The following is an 18,403-nucleotide window of genomic DNA, read 5'->3' as shown; positions in this document are numbered from 1 at the left end:
TTCTTCTTTGGTTGATTTGGGCATAGTTTTTGACATATGCCCCCAGAGTAGCAAAAAGTGCAATATGTGTGTGCACATTACCCAAAAGGGTTGACAAACCTTTACTTTTTTGCTATTTTCCGCGCACCGTTTTGTTGGTAATGGTTTTCCACCGACGCCAAGCGTCGAAGGGAGTCTGTATGTTCGACTTAGAACGTTTTTTGGCCCCTGACGACACGCCCGATGAATTGGTCCGCTCGCTGTGCGAGCGCGACCCATTCAAGATCCTCGTCATCGGAGATGAGGCAGGGCTGATGACGGAAGTCATTGGCTGCATTCTGGACGAAAGCGTCCAGGTCCCGCCGAACATCGGGGCGTTCCTGCTTCAGCGACATGACTGCGGCCTGGACATGTTCCGGGGCTACAGCCTGGCGAAGCTGGAGCACATCGGGGCGATGACCTGTAACATGGTCATAGTCGTCACGCAAAGCGAGGTGGCTACGTGGGTGTCGTACTGGCGCCTAAAGCTCAGCCCGATCACCACCTTGGTCGTGACCGACGACAAGCTCAACCGTGAGCTGAAAGAGTCGGTTTCCTGGCTGCCGGCGGAGTTTGATCCGGCGGCCTTACGGGCACTGCTCGACGAAGCCACCTGCTTCGTCTGCGCGCCCGCCGCAGTGGCCAACTGACCGTCGCCCCTCACACCGCCCAGCCCGCCGACAAAGCGGAGCCGGTGTTCACCTCGCGTGTGCACCGCGGCTTTCGCTTTTTTCTGTCATTTCCGTGGAAACGGTAATCCAGTTTTAATCCTGGGTCCCCGATCAGGTCGGGGATGACGTTTATGGAGTATTTTGGTATAATTGCTCCAAGATATGAGCATTATCTTGTTTTTAATTATCACTGTAGTTTCGGCAGTTATTTACTGGGCGACGTGGGCCAATGTATTACTAAATGTCAATCCGGAAGGTTCGCTTGTCGGTGTGATTTTATTTTTCATAAGTTTATTTTTAGCGCTTATCGGCACGCTATTCCTAATTATTTTTGCGATTCGCCTAAGGCGCAAAACCGGCCGGATCGTGATTGCCAAATTTCGCAACTCGTGGCGGCAAGCAACTATGATTTCAATTTTGGTTGTCGGTTTACTGATTTTTAATTCGCAAGGTTTGTTTACGTGGTGGTCGGCGCTTTTAGCCGTATTAATTATCACTATTTTAGAAACAGTATTTGCTTCGCTTAAAAGAGATTTTGGATGACCTATAATCTCCCCCTGTCAAGGGGGGGTGCGAGGGGGTTATGAAAAATGTCGTTCCGAGTCCCGCATAAAGTACGGGGTAAACTCCGCCGAGGGAGGACGTGACCCGTTTGAGGGGGCCCGCCAAACGTGGCTTCGGACGAGAGGACCTATCTAACCCCTCCAACCTCCCCTTAACCCTTCGACTTCGGCCAGTCAGACTGGCCTTCGCTCAGGGCAGGCATGGGAGGACTAAAAAAGTCGCAATGACAAATAAAGTATGGAAAAAGAATTAGAACAATTACGCGAACAGGTTTTAGCTGAACTGAAAAAAGCTAAAGATGCCGGGACAGTTGAGCAATTGGAAAACAAGTATTTGGGCCGCAAGGGTAAATTGACTCAAGTCATGAAGGGCGTGAAGCAATTATCGCCAGAGCAAAAACCTAAAGTCGGGAAAAAAGTTAATGAGGTTAAGCAGATTTTGGAGGCAGCCGTGGTGAAAGCTAAAGAACAATATGGCGAGCCAACTAAAGCAAAAAGCAATATTGACTATACTTTGCCCGGTAAAAAGGTTGAGGTCGGCGGGTTACATCCAATTTCAATTGTTCAACGTCAAATGGAAGAAATTTTTTCCTCTATGGGTTTTATTATTGCTGACGGGCCTGAATTGGAATCCGATTTTTACAATTTTGAAGCTTTGAATATTCCCAAAACCCACCCGTCGCGGGACTTACAAGACACTTTTTATATTGATGACCATACAGTCTTACGTACTCACACTACGCCGAACGATGTGCGCTTAATGCGTCAATACGGCGCTCCGTTACGGGCTATTACCCCGGGCCGCGTGTATCGGTATGAAGCGACGGACGCTTCACACGATTCTCATTTTTATCAAATTGACGGGGTGATGGTTGGTGAAAATATTACGGTGGGTAATTTAATCGCCATGGTGGATACTTTTTTGAAAGCGATTTTTGGCCAAGAATTTAAAACTCGCGTCCGCCCCGGTTATTTTCCTTTTACTGAGCCAAGTTTAGAGGTTGATTTGTCGTGTTGGGTGTGCGCGGGGAAGGGCTGTCGCACTTGCGGGCAAACTGGCTGGGTTGAATTCATGGGATCGGGGCTTTTGCATCCTCATGTATTACGCGCCGGTAAAGTGGATCCTGAAAAATACAACGCTTGGGCGTTTGGTTTTGGTTTGAGCCGGCTAACGATGATGAAATACGGCATTGATGACGTCAGGCTGTTAATGTCGTCCGATTTACGCTTTTTAAAACAGTTTAATTAGCTAGAGAAATTACTATCAATTTTAATAACGTGCATAAGCCTATATTCGGTCAGAGCTATAAAGTAGGGTTCCCTCTCCCCGCGGGAGAGGGACAGGGTGAGGCTGGGAAGTTCGTAACCTCACCCAACCCTCTCCGTCATCGGAGAGGGGCTATAAATTATTTTAAATAGATGAAAGTTTCACTTAATTGGATTAAAGATTTTACTTCATTGCCGCGGATAAATCCGGTTGAAGTGGCAGAAAAAATTACTACTTCAATTGTTGAAGTAGAAGGTGTTTTAGATTGGCAAAAAAAATTGAAAAACATAGTGATTGGTAAAGTTGAGGCAATTCGTCCGCACCCTCAAGCCGATAAATTGCAATTGGCTGACGTAACAGATGGCAAAAAAACGTACCAAGTCGTTTGCGGCGGCAGTAATTTGCGGGAAGGCATGCTGTGCGTCTTGGCTAAAGTTGGCGCTGAAGTGTTGTGGCACGGGGAAGGGGACCCGGTGAAATTAGAATCAGCGGAAATTCGCGGGCAAAAATCAGACGGAATGATTTGCACTTCCGCCGAAATTGAATTGGAAGATTTGTTTCCGGCCGACGATGAGCGAGTGTTAGTAGATTTATCGGCCGGCAAATATAAAGTCGGGCAAAATTTAGCTGACGCCTTGGACTTATCAGAACCAGTATTGGACATTGATAATAAATCGCTTACTAATCGTCCGGATCTTTGGGGACATTACGGCTTAGCCCGCGAATTAGCTGCAGTCTATGAACAAAAATTAAAATCCTATTCCCCAAAGACAGTTTCCGGCCCAGCGGAAGTGAAGTTGTCCGTACACGTTAAAGATAAAGTCGCTTGCCCGCGATACAGCGCGGTAGTAGTTGACGGCATTAAGGTTAAAGAATCGCCAACCAAAATTAAGCAGCGTTTAGTGGCGGCTGGAATGCGGCCGATAAATAACATTGTTGACATCACTAATTATGTCATGTTGGAACTAGGGCAACCGATGCATGCTTTTGACGCTCGGCAGGTTCATGACCGCGAGATTGTGGTTCGCAAAGCCAATAATAAAGAAGCGTTTACTACCCTGGATGATAAAACCCACACCCTGAGCGACGAAGATTTGTTAATTTGTGATAGTAAGGGGCCAATTGCTCTTGCCGGGATAATGGGCGGAGCGAATAGCGAAATTCAAAACGATACCACGCAAATTATTTTAGAATCAGCTAACTTTGAAAAGCTTAGTGTACGTAAAACCGCCGCGCGCTTAGGCATTAGAACGGAATCCTCAGCCCGGTTTGAAAAAGGGTTAGACCCAGCTATGACTGATGTTGCCATGGCCCGGGCAGTGGAACTAATTTTGGATGTTTGCCCCGGCGCTAAAGTGGTGTCTGAAGTCGTTGACGTGGACAATAGTCAAAAAGATAAAACTAACATTTCAGTTTCGGCCGAATTTATTAATTTAAGAATCGGCACGGAAATTGAGACCAAAAAAATAGTCGGTGTTTTAGAGCGTTTAGGTTTTGAAGTAAAACAAAAAAAGAATGAGCTAGATGTTATGGTGCCGAGTTGGCGTGCGACTGGTGATGTCAGCATCCCCGAAGATATCGTAGAAGAAGTAGCGCGTCTGTGTGGATATGAAAATGTGCCCCGCACCGTGCCGCAAGTTGATATGGAGTACCCGCCACAAAATAAATTGCGGCAACTTGAGTGGCAAATAAGAGATATTTTATCTGGCGTCGGATTTTTTGAAGTTAAAAATTATTCTTTATACGGCGAGAAACAAATAGCGGCGATGCGAATGAAAGCCGAAGACCACATTAAAGTTAAAAATGAACTCGCCGCCGACCAAGACTTTTTACGCACCACTTTAATCCCCGGAATTATCCAAAGCGTGGCAGCTAATGAGCGGTTGCAAAAAGTAATTAAAGTGTTTGAAGTTGGCCAAACTTTTAACAAACAAGACGGTGAATTTGATGCTGGCCTTAAGGGAAAAAATTTACCGCGCCAACCAATGATAGCCGCGATAGCTTTGGCCGGGAAGCCAAATGCTTTTATTGAGTTAAAAGGCGTGTTGGAATTGATTTTTAATCGCCTGGGTTACATAGGCTTTGTGCTAGAGGATACTAAACAAGGTTGGTACAAAGTAATGTTGGGCAAAAGTGAAATTGGGGCACTCGCCACTTTTCCGGATTATATGTCCGGGCCGCTGGGATGTAAATCTCAAGTCACGGCCGCGGAAGTTGATGTGAGCGCCTTAATCAGAGTTGAAGCGCAGGCTCACGCCTATAAGCCTTTGCCTGAATATCCGTCAAGCGAGCGCGATTTAGCTATTGTAGTGGCTGAAACCGTGTCTTGGGGCAAAATTCGCGCAAGTGTTACCGATCCGTTGTTGGAATCAGTTGAATTTTTAAATAGTTACCAAGACGACAAGATTGGTGTGGGTAAAAAAAGCATCGCCTTTAGAATGGTGTTTCGTTCGCCTGACAGAACCTTAAAAGCTGAAGAAATTGATGCGGCGGTTGCGAAAATTCTTAAAATATTAGAAAATAAGGTAAAAGCTACCCAACGTTAATTAACCCAGCACCTTTTCGTCAGGAGGGTTGGGCTCAGCACATCATTTATAAAAGTGCCGGGTAAAATAAAAACACTATGCTAGAAACTTCAGGGGATTTATTAAGAGTCGTAATTGCCTTCGCGATATTGTGGATTGCGATTTTCACTTGTTGGGCAATTTACTATTTTGCCATGATTTTGCGAAACGCTAATATCATGCTTAAAAGTTTTAATGATAAAATGGCGTTGCTGGATAAGATTTTGAAGTTGGTGCACGAAAAATTGGAAAGCTCAGCGGGGCATTTAGGATTAATTGCTGAAAGCGCGATGAAGCTAGTTGGTTACATGGTAGAAAAAAACGTCGGCACAAAAAGCAAAAAGAAAACTACGCGCCAGAAAAAATAATTGTTTTTAAAATAAAAATCAATTAAGCACGCTTTTGTCGTGCTTTTGGATTTAAAATTATGTCATTTGTCCACTTACATACCCACAGTCATTTTAGTTTGCTTGATGGCTTAACCAAAATTGACCAAATGGTAGCTAAAGCTAAAGCGTCCAAGATGCCGGCTTTGGCTCTAACTGACCACGGCGTTTTGTATGGCGCGATTGATTTTTATAAAAAAACTAGGCGGGCTGGCATTAAGCCAATTATTGGGGTTGAAGCTTACGTGGCACCGAATCAACACACAGATAAGCGCCCTAAAATTGATACTAACCCTTACCATATAATTTTGCTTGCTAAAAATTATGAGGGCTACAAGAATTTAGTCAAGTTGGTTTCCATTTCACATTTACAAGGATATTATTATAAGCCGCGCATTGATTGGGAATTATTGCAAACACATCACCAAGGCCTAATTGCTTTGTCGGGGTGTTTGGTCGGCCAAGTGGCGCGGTTAATTTTAGACGATAAGCTTGAGCAAGCGATTAAAGTCGCAGGAGATTACCGAGATTTATTTGGGGAAGGAAATTATTACTTGGAAGTTCAAAAACACCCTAACTTACCTGACCAGCAATTAGTTAATGACGGAGTTAAAGTAATTGGAAAGAAGCTAGGTATTCCAATCGTCGCCACGGTTGATTCTCATTATTGCGATCCGGATGATAATTTGGCTCACGACATTGAGCTATGCATCCAAACCAAAAAATTATTGTCTGACAAAGACCGCATGTCGTTTATGGGAGATGATTTTTCTTTAAAAACTCCGGAGCAAGTCAAGGCGGATTGGCCAGACAATCCTGAATACATTAAGAATACTTTAAAAATAGCCGATCAGTGTGATTTGGAGCTCAAGCTTGGCGGTACTACTTTGCCAGAATATCCATTGCCGGACGAGGTAACGGCTGATGCCGAGTTGCGCCGGTTATGTGACGCTGGGGCTCAATACCGTTACGGTGTGGTGCTGGATAAATTGGATCCTAATGTGAAGGGGCGGTTGAACTATGAATTAACGGTGATCGCCAATATGGGCTTTGCCTCATACTTTTTGATTGTTCAAGATTTTATTAATTGGGCCAAAGATCAAGGCATTGTAGTCGGTCCAGGGCGGGGTTCAGCGGCGGGCAGTTTGGTGGCTTACCTAACGCGCATCACAGATATTGATCCGATTAAATATGATTTGCTATTTGAACGTTTTTTAAACCCTGAACGTGTGTCCATGCCTGATATTGATACTGATTTTTCTGATACTCGTCGCGATGAAGTGTTACGTTATGTTGAGCAAAAGTACGGCCAGGATCATGTGGCTCAAATCATTACTTTCGGTACTATGGCCGCGCGGGCCGCGATTCGCGATGTCGGCCGGGTTTTAGGTTTGCCTTATAGTTACTGTGACCGGGCGGCTAAATTAATCCCCATGGGCATGACTTTAGAGGAGGCGACTAAGCGCATCCCGGAAGTCAAGGCATTGTTTTTGGAAGCGGATGGGCGCAAACTTATTGAAAACGCTAAACGCTTAGAAGGTTGCGTGAGGCACGCTTCAACGCATGCATGCGGTGTAGTGGTAACCAAAAAACCAGTCGACGAATACTGTCCGCGGCAATTTGGCACCGACGAGGGTAGTATTGTGACTCAATATGAAATGCACGCGATTGAGGATTTGGGGTTACTCAAAATCGATTTTTTGGGGTTGAAAAATTTAACTCTAATTGAAAATACGCTGGAAATTTTACATCAAGCTGACCGTACCGAGCTAACGATTGAAGAAATTCCGCTTGAGGATAAAAAAACTTTTGATTTGCTACAGCGCGGTGAAACCACCGGCGTTTTCCAGCTTGAATCGTCAGGAATGCGCCGATATCTTAAGATGTTGCGGCCGACTGAGCTGGAAGACATTATTGCGATGGTGTCTTTGTACCGCCCCGGGCCGATGGAGCTTATCCCTGATTATATTGCCGGCAAGCACGGTTTAAAAGTGCCTGAATATTTAGATCCCAAGTTAAAACCGATTTTGGAAAAAACTTATGGAATCGCCGTGTATCAAGAACAGGTAATGGAAATTGCCCGTAAGTTGGCTGGGTTTTCTTATGCCGAAGCCGATGTGTTGCGCAAGGCAGTAGGTAAAAAAATTGCCAAGCTGCTCAAAGAACAAGAGAAGAAAATGATTGATGGTATGGTGGAAAATAAAATCAAAGAATCAGTCGCCAAAAAAATATGGGAGTTTATTTTACCATTCGCCCGTTATGGCTTTAATCGTTCACACGCGGCTTGTTACGCTATGATTGCGTATCGCACGGCATATTTAAAGGCTCATTATCCAACCGCTTTTATGGCCTCATTATTAACCGCCGACCAGCATGATGTTGACCGCATATCGGTGCTAGTGGAAGAGTGTCGACAAATGGATATTGAGGTTTTACCGCCGGATATAAATCAAAGTTTTTCAACTTTTACATCTATTTACGCCGAGGGTGAACCGACCAAAACTATTCGTTTCGGGTTGGGGGCTGTTAAAAACGTCGGCGATGCCGTGATTAGAGAAATTATTAAAGAACGCAAAGAATTTGGGCCGTACAAAGATTTAGTTGATTTTTTAAGCCGGGTTAAATCAAAAGATTTAAACAAAAAGTCATTAACCTCTTTAATCCAGTCTGGATGTTTGGATAGTTTTGGGGAGCGCAATGCTCTATTATTGAATATAGATAAAATGCTTCAGTTTATTAAAACCATCAACCAAGACGCTGATTCAAATCAAATCAGCTTGTTTGGGATGATGGCCGACGAGGCCAGTTTGCCAACGCTAAATTTAGACGAGGTTGAGCCGGCCACGGATAAACAAAAATTGGCTTGGGAAAAGGAGCTTTTAGGTTTATACATCTCAGCCCATCCGCTTAAAGAATTTGCCGGCTCGCTGGAGGATGTGGTTACGCCAATTAGCCAAATCATGGCCGAAACTGACGATCCGAGGCGTTCTTATCGGGTAGCGGCAGTCATTAATACTTCTAAGCGCATCACCACTAAAAAAGGAGACCCGATGCTTTTTGCTAAAGTTGAAGATATGAGTTCGTCAATTGAAGTTTTAGTTTTCCCAACTATTTTGCAGCAAAATCCCAGCCTGTGGGAAGACGATTCTTTAGTCATCATGAATTGCCGGGTGTCTGATAAAGACGGGGAATTAAAATTAATTTGTGCCTCAGTTGAGCAGCTAGTTATAGAAAACATTGAATCAGTCATTGATAAGCTTGACCAAGCGGCGGCTAATGAAGCACCGCGTTATGGCAATTCTCCAACCCGCTCGTTTGCACCACGCCCTAAGACCAAGCCGTCAGCTCCGGCGGCTGGGCAAATTACAATTTCTGCACCCTCGGCTATGACAGCAGAGCTGGCGGACCGGATGAAAAGATTATTTTGTAAATACCCCGGCGATTATCAAGTTAATTTAATTGTTACCCAAAATGACGAGGAGAAAAGAGTGGCAACAAACTATAGGGTTAATTGCACTTTAGCCTTTAAAGATGAATTAGAATCGTTAATTGGCGACAATGATGTTATTATTGAGGAGGGAAGCGTGACAAAATAATATATGTTAGAGTTAAAAACAAAATTACCGCCACTTTATACAAAAATTGGAATAATCTATTTAATTTTGAGTTTAGTTTTGGTGGCCAGTGTTTTTTATTTTTCTTTGGGCCGATTAACAATTTTTTTAACCTCACAGGCCGAAAGGGTGACCAGTGATTTTATAGTTGAGGTAAAACCGATAGCCGATGGCATTGAGCCAGCCGGTGATGTACTCAATGGCAAATTATTTCAATTTGAACTTAGCGAAATTCAAAATTTTACTAGCAGCGGAGAGCAGGTTTTAGAAAGCAATTTGGTTGGCACAGTCACAATTGTTAATGATTATAGCCGGGATCAAACTTTAGTCAAAACTACGCGCTTGTTGGCTCCGGACGGGACCCTTTTGAGGACCAACGAGGATGTTATAGTACCTTCTAAAACTACCAGAGATGTTTTAGTGTATCCAGACATTCCCGAATCGTTTGAAGCCTTAGGGCCAACTAAATTTATTATTCCGGGCCTTTGGGAAGGCTTACAAGAATATATCTATGCCGAAAATAGCGAAACTTTACGCCAGGAAGGCATTAAGGTAAATTTGGTCACCCAAAGTGACCTGGACGAAGCTCGCGAAAAACTTTCGCAATCGCTCCAAGCTAAAATAGTATCTGCTATTGACGAGAAATTGACTAACGAAGAACAGTTACAAACAAAAGTTTTTACCAGTGAAAGCTTGGGCACCTCATGTGACGCTGACGCCAATGAGGCGAAAGATGAGTTTAGTTGTAGTCAAACTATTCAAGTCAAAGCTGTAGTTTTTGACGAGGCTAAAGCCAAACAGCTGGCTAAAGCTAAATTGCAGTCTGGTTTGCCGGGCGGCAAGGTGTTGTCGAGCTTAAATGCCGTAGATTTAGATTATGATTTAGATAGATTTTACATCGAAGATAATAAAGCCAATATTAAATTTAAGGCGGCGACTCGGGCAATTTTATCCGAAGCCAATGAACTGCTTGATCGCCGCACTGTCGTCGGAGGAACTGAAAAAGACATTCGCGATTATTTTTTAAATTTTAGCGAGATTAGCCAAGTGCGCTTTGAATATTACCCGAGCTGGATTAGAAAAATTCCTAATGACTCCAACCGCATCTCAATTGAAATTGAATAGTTGACTTTTTAGTTGCTTTGTTTTAGAATAAGCCAATAATTCTTAGCATTTTTTGTCGTAATGCCTAAAGTCAAAGATTCTCTTGAAGCTAAGCGCCACTCCATGGCGCATTTATTAGCGGCGGCTGTTTTAGAACTATACCCTAAAGCCAAGCCAACCATCGGTCCAGCGATTGATGATGGTTTTTATTATGATTTTGATTTTGGCGGGGAAGTAATCACCGAGCAAGATTTGGCAAAAATTGAGAAGCGGATGAAAAAAATTGCCGAGCAAAATCATGAAATTACGGGCGAAACTGTTTCTTTGAAAGAAGCCAAAAAAAGAGTATCGGGTAATGAGTATAAGCTTGAATTAATTGATGAATTTAAAAAAGAGGGCGCTAAAGAGCTAAGTTTTTATACGCTTGGGAAGTTTATTGATTTGTGCCGCGGCAACCATGCTCCCAATACTAAGGATTTAGGCAGTTTTCATCTGCATAAGTTAGCCGGCTCTTATTGGCGCGGCGACGAAAATAATAAAATGCTAACCCGTATTTACGGCCTTGGCTTTGCCACGCAAAAAGAATTAGATAAGCATTTGGCTATGCTGGCTGAAGCGAAAAAGCGAGATCACCGTAAGCTTGGAGTTGAGTTGGATTTGTTTACTTTTTCAGATTTAGTTGGTTCTGGTTTGCCGTTATTTACCCCCAAGGGCACAATTTTGAGGGAAGAAATTAAAAGTTTTTTATTAGCCGAGCAAAAACATTATGGTTATCAGCCGGTATGGATTTCGCATATTGCCAAGCGTGAACTTTATGAAACTTCCGGCCATTGGCAAAAGTTTGCTGATGAAATTTTTAAAGTCACAGGCAAAAGCGGTGCCCAGTTTGTACTAAAGCCAATGAATTGCCCTCACCATGCTCAAATTTATGCTTCCCGCCAACGCAGTTACCGCGATTTGCCGATTCGTTATAGCGGCATTACCTCTATGTATCGGGATGAAAAGCCTGGGCAGTTGATGGGCCTAACTAGGGTCAGGGCAATTACCGTAGATGATGGGCATAATTTTTGCCGGTTAGATCAAGTCAAAGATGAGGCTAAGGCAATATATGAAATTATCAAAGAATTTTTTAGACCACTGAATATGCCATTTCGCGTGCAATTATCAGTTCGCGACATGGCGCATAAAGAAAAGTATTTGGGCAAGGATAAAGATTGGGATAAGGCAGAGCAGTTATTAGAAGACATGTTAAAAGAAGCTAATTTGAAGTATGAGCGCGTGGAAGGGGAAGCTGCTTTCTACGGCCCAAAAATAGATTTTATGTTCACTGACGCGATTGGCCGTGAGTGGCAGCTATCAACTATTCAAATTGATTTCAACCAACCTGAGCGGTTTAATTTAACTTATATTGACGAGCAGGGTAAAGAGCAAAGGCCCGTTATCATTCATCGTGCTATCGCCGGATCTTTAGAACGCTTTTTAGCCGTGCTAATTGAACATTACGCCGGTGCTTTCCCGACTTGGCTTGCCCCGGTGCAAATTGTGGTTATTCCAGTCGGCGCTGACCACAAAGCCTTTGCTCATGGTTTGGCCAAGGAATTTATTGATCATAATTTGCGCGTAGAAGTTTATGATGCCAACGAAACAGTTGGTAATAAAATTAGAAAAGCCGAGCAGCAAAATATTCCTTATATGTTGGTAGTTGGCGACAAAGAGATGAAAAGCTCAAAGTTGCACGTGCGTAAAAGAGGGGAAGACAAAGTAAAGGCGATTGCAAAAGAGGCCTTTTTGAAAAGTATTAGAAAAGAAATAGATGATCGAAAATCAGATTAAAAAATATTATATTTTACCTTTTGGTTGCCAAGCCAACATCGCCGATTCTGAACGCATCAAGTCGGTTTTGCGTCAGTGCGACTTTATTGAAACAGCCAACATGGATGAAGCTGATATAATTACGGTAGTCGCTTGCTCAATTCGCCAGCATGCGATTGACCGAATTTTTGGCTTGAAGCCCAGGTTTGACGCTATGCGCAAAGAAAGAGATTTATTGACCCTACTGTCGGGCTGCGTTTTAGAGGATGATAAGCCGCGAATGCAAAAAATGTTTGATGTGGTTTTTCCCATCAAAGAATTGCCTGATTTACCAAAAAAAATTAATGCCGCTAAGAAAAACTTAGTTATTCGTGATTACCAAAATATAAACCCTGATTATAATTCCAAATTTCAAGCCTTTTTGCCAATCATGAATGGCTGTAACCAGTTTTGCACTTTTTGTGTGGTGCCCTACACTCGTGGCCGTGAGGAATCTCGGCCAGTAAAAGATATTCTACACGAATTTCAAGCCTTGATTCAGCGCGGGTATAAAGAAATTACACTGATTGGGCAAACAGTTAACCATTATCTAGTCAGAGAAGAGGGCAAAATTTACGACTTTGCTGATTTAATTACTTGGTTAGACAAAACGCCTGGCAACTACTGGATCCGATACGCCTCTTCACATCCTTTGCATTTTACCGATAAAGTTATTAACGCCGTCGCCAAAGCCAAGCACACTACGCCCTATTTGCATTTGCCGGTACAATCCGGAGATAACCAAATGCTTAAGCGGATGAAACGTGTTTATTCGATTGAGCAGTATATAGATATAGTTTTTAAAATGCGTGCTGCTATCCCTAACTTAATGCTTTCTACTGACGTGATAGTTGGTTTTTGCGGCGAGACCGAAAATGAATTTCAAAATACGGTTAAGTTGTTTAAGGAGTTGGAATTTGATATGGCATATTTAGCTCAGTATTCTAATCGACAGGGGACCTATGCGAGTAAGCACATGCCAGACGATGTGCCTAAAGCGGTTAAAGCCAAACGTTTTAAAATTTTAACTGACGTGCTGCGCCAAACATCAAGTAAAAATAATAAACAGCAGGTCGGCAAAACTTTTGAAGTCTTGGTTGAAAAAGTAGGGGAAGACGGCTTACTATTTGGGCACACAGATACCTTTAAAAATATTAAATTTGCTGGCAGTCCAAATTTAGTCGGGCAATTTGTTGATGTTAAAGTTACAACCGCAAGCGATTGGAGCTTGGGCGGAGAATTGGAGGATGGCAAGTTAAAAGTTAAAAAATCTTATAAAGTAAAATTGGCAGTATGACTTTTGGTGAAAAAGGAGTTAGCCCCGCAGATGTTAATTTTACAATTGATAACGTTAACAGCGAAGCGCCTGAGGCTGATTTTCTAGTCTATGCAAAAGAATTAATCAGTATGCAAAATGCAGACCAGGAAATAAGGGCAGCCAAGAAATGGGGTGAATCGGTTGAAAAAGTTGATCAAGGCAATGTCGCAAAGCTAAAAGAAATTATTAAGCAAATTGGTTGGCCAACAATTTCTAAAGTGGGCCAAGAAGCTAGTAATGCCGCTTTTATTATAGTCCAACACGCTGATTTTGATCGAAATTTTCAAGGCGAGGCGTTACAAATGATGCTAAAAGCCAGAAGCGAAGATAATGAGGATGTTGACGGTGATAACATAGCTAGGTTAACTGATCGCATTTTGGTTGGGGAGTCTGATGATAACAATGAGCAACCTGAGCAGCTTTATGGCACTCAACATGACAGCAATGGAAACTTAATACCAATTAAAGATCAAGCAAACGTTGATGCCAGGAGGTCTGAACTTGGCATGCCCCCTCTTGAAGAGGAGGAAGCTGCTTTTCAGGAATTTATCAAAAGGCAATGATGAATAAAATTGTATTAATTTGCGGGCCGACGGCCACTGGCAAAACCAAGCTAGCAGTCAAGCTAGCTCGTTTATTTAATGGTGAAATTATTTCAGCTGATTCTAGACAGGTTTATAAAGGCATGGATATTGGTACGGGTAAGGATTTGCACGAATACGGCAAAGTTAAGTACCATCTAATTGACATAGTTAAGCCGCAAACCCAATTTACGGTGGCCCATTTTCAAAAATATGCTACGCGAGCGCTAAATGATATCTGGCGGCGCGGCAAGCTTCCTATAATTGTGGGCGGGACGGGGCTGTATATAGATGCGTTACTTAAAGGTTATCAATTGCCAAGTCAGTCAGATAACAAGATACGCCGACGCTTGGATAATTATACTTTAAAGCAACTGTTGGCTTTATTAAAAAAAATTGATTATTCGACATATAAAATAATAGATAAAAAAAATCGCCGCCGGGTTCAGCGGGCGCTTGAAATTTATTACGCCACTGGCAAAACTAAATTTGAATTAGCTAAAAAATTTACGCCAAAGTATCAAGTAATAAAATTAGGGTTGTTCTTATCTAAGCCTGAGCTAAACAAAAAAATTGAACAGCGCTTAAAACTACGAATTAAGCAAGGCATGATTCAGGAAGTTAAAAGGTTACATGATCAGGGGGTAAGTTGGAAGCGGTTTGATCAAATTGGTTTAGAGTATCGGCAAACTGCCAAATTGTTAAAGGGGGAGTATGGTGAGGATGAATATTTTAAAATATTAAATCACGAAATTCAACTATTTGCAAAAAGGCAGATGACTTGGCTCAAGCGCGATAACGAGATTTATTGGATTAAAAGTTTTTCCGAAGCCAAAAAGTTAGTTAAAGATTTTCTCTAAAAGTGGACAGAGCCCAAACGCGGCGGCGGTTGGGCTCTGGGCGGGCACATGGTTCCAGACTACTGGTTCCAGGGAATGCGTTCCCCAGTCCAGATGTCACGGCGTTGCCGGCGACGGTTTGGGTCGTGCCGGCGGTATGGCTGCGGAACGTCGTATTCGGAGTTGTTGTGCTCCGTCACATAGTTCCACGCCCGTTGGCCGTGACCTGCCTGGTTGAAGTGTGGGCGAATTTCCGCTGACTTACGGCCGATAGCACAGCCGATGGTTAGTGCAGCGAGAATCACAAACGCCAGCTTCTTTTTGAGAGACATGTCTATATATCCAATCTGGCGGGCACCATTTTGGAATTAGACACTCTCTACCATGCGAACATCAGTATAGCATATTTTCAGTATTTTGTCAAGAGTAGCAGTAATAAAAAATCAGGCTATTTTAGCCTGATTTTTAAATTGTTTATTTACTGCCTATTTGATTCATAGCCTCGGCTATCTTATCTGCCAACCTCTCGCTTATTTCAGGTAAATCTCTCATACCAGTTAATAACCCCATTAGCTTATCCTTATCACCACTAGGAACCTTGTCGCTCAAAATTGAATCAATCAGAGCTGCAACATGATTTTCAATTAACGCTTGGTCATTAGCTTCAGAACTTAGTTCTCGTGAGGCTGTCTCTAAGGCGCCTAACCTGTCCTCTAGCGAGTCAGGAAGTTTTGATAAATTAAATCTCCTTTCTTCTTTGCCAAGCATTGATTCGCTTTCTCCGGTCGGTTTATCGCGCATAGTTATATTTTTAATTATTTTTCAGTTACCCAGATTCTGATAGCGTCTTGTAGCTCTTGATTGCCGATGTCTGCTAGGTTATTCGCTACTTCAATAATTCTTTCGGTTAGTGTTGGTCGGCCTTCAAGTTCATTCGGGTCAAGTTTTTGAAAAGCGTTAATCAAATCTTCAATATTATCGGATTTAGCCTTTTTGTCTTCAGGCCCTAGGCCTTTTAATGCCTCATTAGCTTCTTCAATTTGAATAACTAATTGAGCTAAACTTTCTTGGTCCTCAGGACTGTTTTTAACTCCATTAATGCTTCTGCCATAAAATTATCTATATTTATTAATTTCCTCCTTGAGTTTAATTGTAGCATCTCTGGCCGCTTGGGCAAAATTTTCATCACCGCTAGCATAAATAATAGACCGGCTGGAGTGAATAATTATTCCCGTGCCGTCGTTATTTTTACCGGCTGTGACAGCGGCTTGAATATCGCCGCCTTGCGCTCCAACACCAGGTATTAATAATGTCATATCTCCCACAATTGCCCTAATTTTTTTCAATTCCTCTGGGTAAGTTGCTCCAACCACCAGCAAAACATTATTATTCTTGTTCCACTCGGATGACGCTTTATGGGCAACAATTTCATAAAGTTTGTGGCCGTCAATTTTTTGATCTTGCAAATCCACCGCGCTAGGATTAGAAGTGCGGCAAAGAATTATCACACCTTTATCGGCCCGATCTAAAAAAGGTTGTAGGGCATCTTGGCCTAAATAAGGATTAACTGTAACGGCGTCAGCGCCAAAGCGTTCAAAAGCTTCAATTGCATAATGCTCGGCAGTGCTACCTATGTCTCCGCGCTTAGCATCCAAAATTACCGGAATATGCGGATATACCCGGTGAATAAAATCAATCGTCATTTTGAGTTCTTCTTCAGTTCCCGCCGCAGAGTAATGAGCAATTTGTGGCTTGTAGGCACAAACCAAATCAGCGGTCGCCTCAATTATTTCTTTATTAAAGCGAAACAGCGGCGCAGCTTGGCCTTTTAAATGCAGAGGTATCTTTTCAATATCTGGATCCAAACCGACAGAAACTAAGCTATTATTAGCTTGCCAAACATCTTTTAATTTTTGACTAAAGCTCATATTAGAATTGATTCTGTTCAATAAATTTTTTAACATTTTCATAAGTTCCTTTGTCAATTTTATTTTGCTCAATGAGTGAGTCAAGAATTTCTGACATAGTTATAACACTATGCAGAGCGTAGCCTTTATCGGCGAGTAGCTTTTTTCCGCCTTGTTCCCGGTCGACTAAAACTACAAAATCGGTGATTGTTAGCCCGGCTTCTTTAAACGGGATAGCGGTTTCTAATTTAGACGCTCCGTTAGTAATCATATCGTCAATTACTAAACATTTTTGTCCGGCGCTAAATACCCCCTCAATTCTTTTTTTGGTGCCATAATCTTTAACCTCCTTACGCGCATATACCATTGGCACGTTAGTTTCAACTGAGTAAATAGTTGCTATAGGCAAGGCGGTATAAGGAATGCCAGCGACCAAATCGTACTTTAAATTTTTAGCAACTTCAGCCATAGCCAAGACAATTTTTTTTAGTAACTGAGGGTAAGATACAATTACGCGCAAATCAATATAAATTGGCGAAACAATCCCTGACTTTAAAGTAAATTCGCCGAATTTGATACCTTTAACCTCAAATAGCTCCGCGATTAGTTCTTGCTTAATGCCCATAAGTTATTTCTTGACCTTGATGATTGTTAACAATTTGACCTTGCTCAAATACAGTCACTCCGTTAATTACAGTTTTGGTTGGCCAGCCTTTCAAAGTCTGTCCATGCCAAGGCGACCAGCCGCATTTAGTGAACAGGTTAGCATTATCAACCTGCTTTTGCAAATCAAAATCAACCTCAGTGTAATTATCCTTTGAAGTATTGATTTTAAAGATTTTAGCCGGGTTAATTGAGGCTAATTCAATTAGTTTTTCAAAAGAAAGGCGCCTCTCATTAACCGCATTTAGCATTAATGGTAAGGCGGTTTCTAATCCAGGCACTCCAAAAGGGGGAGGCAATTGCTGTTTGTCTTCGGCAGTGTGAGGGGCATGATCAGTGCCTAAGGTGTCAATAGTGCCATCTAGCACAGCTTGCCATAAAGCCTCTTGGTGTTTTTTATTCCTTAGCGCGGGCATCATTAAACGCGTTGGGTCAACTGATTGGGGCTTGTCTAAAAACAAATGATGAGGCGTGACTTCAGCAAAAATATTTAAGTCTGCTTTGGCTTTTTTAATTAATTCAATTTCTTCAATTCCGGGTACGTGTGCGACATATAAATTATTGCCGGCTTGGCGGGTTAACCAAATAGCTTTTTCTAATTGTTCGCCTTCAGCGTGGGCAATTACTAAAGGTGTGGCCAAAAAAATTTTTTTCAATTTTTTTTCATCGTCAATTTTTAAATTTCCGGTAGACAGGTTAAAAAATACTTTAACCGCCACGACCTTACCGATAACTTTTTTGATTTCAGCTAAATTATCAACGCTGCTGCCAAAAATCAAGCCAAAATTGCAGTGGGCTGACTTGGAAGCAATGCGCCGTTTTTGTTCTAGTAGCTCCTCACTTAATGTCGGCGGTTTAGTGTTGGGCATTTCTAAAACAGTTGTATAGCCGCCGGCAACGGCCGCCAAAGTGCCGGCATCCCAATCTTCTTTGTATTCTAAGCCAGGGACGCGGAAGTGCACATGTGGATCAATTGTTTGGGGAATTCGTTTTAGGTTCATTTGATGTCGTCGATGATGTCAATTCTCTTCCCCTCTCACTGTGGGAGAGGGTCAGC

15 protein-coding genes are annotated in these 18,403 nt (G+C 42.5%); 11 read left to right on the top strand and 4 right to left on the bottom strand.

Annotated elements, in window-relative coordinates; all coding sequences use genetic code 11:
* Positions 1–179 precede the first annotated feature (179 nt).
* The 11 genes from COT81_00160 (at position 180) to COT81_00110 (ending at position 14,797) form a co-directional block, all read left to right on the top strand.
* Positions 180–668 carry a hypothetical protein gene (locus COT81_00160; GenBank protein ID PIS05645.1) on the top strand — a complete coding sequence of 163 codons (489 nt, stop codon included), beginning with the start codon at positions 180–182 and terminating at the stop codon, positions 666–668.
* A gap of 183 nt (positions 669–851) precedes the next feature.
* Positions 852–1,232, top strand: a complete 381-nt coding sequence (locus COT81_00155) for a hypothetical protein (protein ID PIS05644.1) — start codon at positions 852–854, stop codon at positions 1,230–1,232.
* Between the two features lie 258 nt (positions 1,233–1,490).
* The gene (locus COT81_00150) at positions 1,491–2,501 is read left to right on the top strand and encodes a phenylalanine--tRNA ligase subunit alpha (protein PIS05643.1); all 1,011 of its coding nucleotides are present in this window, start codon (positions 1,491–1,493) and stop codon (positions 2,499–2,501) included.
* Between the two features lie 170 nt (positions 2,502–2,671).
* Entirely contained in the window at positions 2,672–5,065 is a 2,394-nt protein-coding gene (locus tag COT81_00145) for a phenylalanine--tRNA ligase subunit beta (GenBank protein PIS05642.1), read from the top strand.
* A 77-nt stretch (positions 5,066–5,142) separates the two neighbouring features.
* Complete coding sequence (locus COT81_00140; protein ID PIS05641.1) at positions 5,143–5,451, top strand: hypothetical protein; 309 nt, start codon at positions 5,143–5,145, stop codon at positions 5,449–5,451.
* Positions 5,452–5,510: 59 nt separating this feature from the next.
* Positions 5,511–9,065 (top strand): DNA polymerase III subunit alpha, encoded by a 3,555-nt coding sequence (locus COT81_00135; protein PIS05640.1) that lies wholly within the window; start codon positions 5,511–5,513, stop codon positions 9,063–9,065.
* Positions 9,066–9,068: 3 nt separating this feature from the next.
* On the top strand, positions 9,069–10,208 hold the full coding sequence (locus tag COT81_00130) for a hypothetical protein (protein PIS05639.1): 1,140 nt from the start codon (positions 9,069–9,071) through the stop codon (positions 10,206–10,208).
* 60 nt (positions 10,209–10,268) lie between these two features.
* Positions 10,269–12,020 (top strand): threonine--tRNA ligase, encoded by a 1,752-nt coding sequence (locus COT81_00125; GenBank protein PIS05638.1) that lies wholly within the window; start codon positions 10,269–10,271, stop codon positions 12,018–12,020.
* Entirely contained in the window at positions 12,001–13,335 is a 1,335-nt protein-coding gene (miaB, locus tag COT81_00120; protein PIS05637.1) for a tRNA (N6-isopentenyl adenosine(37)-C2)-methylthiotransferase MiaB, read from the top strand. The genes COT81_00125 and miaB overlap by 20 nt, the downstream gene beginning before the upstream one ends.
* A complete protein-coding gene (locus COT81_00115; protein ID PIS05636.1) occupies positions 13,332–13,919 on the top strand; it encodes a hypothetical protein in 588 nt (195 codons plus the stop codon). The genes miaB and COT81_00115 overlap by 4 nt, the downstream gene beginning before the upstream one ends.
* Complete coding sequence (locus COT81_00110) at positions 13,916–14,797, top strand: tRNA (adenosine(37)-N6)-dimethylallyltransferase MiaA (protein PIS05635.1); 882 nt, start codon at positions 13,916–13,918, stop codon at positions 14,795–14,797. The genes COT81_00115 and COT81_00110 overlap by 4 nt, the downstream gene beginning before the upstream one ends.
* A gap of 453 nt (positions 14,798–15,250) precedes the next feature.
* On the opposite strand, the gene COT81_00105 is transcribed toward COT81_00110, so the two are convergent.
* The 4 genes from COT81_00105 to COT81_00090 form a co-directional block, all read right to left on the bottom strand.
* A complete protein-coding gene (locus tag COT81_00105) occupies positions 15,251–15,577 on the bottom strand; it encodes a hypothetical protein (GenBank protein ID PIS05634.1) in 327 nt (108 codons plus the stop codon).
* Positions 15,578–15,891: 314 nt separating this feature from the next.
* The gene (pyrF, locus tag COT81_00100; GenBank protein ID PIS05648.1) at positions 15,892–16,704 is read right to left on the bottom strand and encodes an orotidine-5'-phosphate decarboxylase; all 813 of its coding nucleotides are present in this window, start codon (positions 16,702–16,704) and stop codon (positions 15,892–15,894) included.
* 1 nt (position 16,705) lies between these two features.
* On the bottom strand, positions 16,706–17,308 hold the full coding sequence (locus tag COT81_00095; protein PIS05633.1) for an orotate phosphoribosyltransferase: 603 nt from the start codon (positions 17,306–17,308) through the stop codon (positions 16,706–16,708).
* Positions 17,298–18,347, bottom strand: a complete 1,050-nt coding sequence (locus COT81_00090; protein PIS05632.1) for a dihydroorotase — start codon at positions 18,345–18,347, stop codon at positions 17,298–17,300. Before COT81_00090 ends, COT81_00095 begins: the two co-directional genes overlap by 11 nt.
* Positions 18,348–18,403: the final 56 nt, after the last annotated feature.

Source organism: Candidatus Buchananbacteria bacterium CG10_big_fil_rev_8_21_14_0_10_42_9, from assembly GCA_002773845.1.
In the GTDB taxonomy this organism is placed as follows: Bacteria; Patescibacteriota; Patescibacteriia; order Buchananbacterales; family 21-14-0-10-42-9; genus 21-14-0-10-42-9.
The sequence above is the reverse complement of the archived record's forward strand: the minus strand, read 5'-3'. Positions and strand labels throughout refer to the sequence as shown.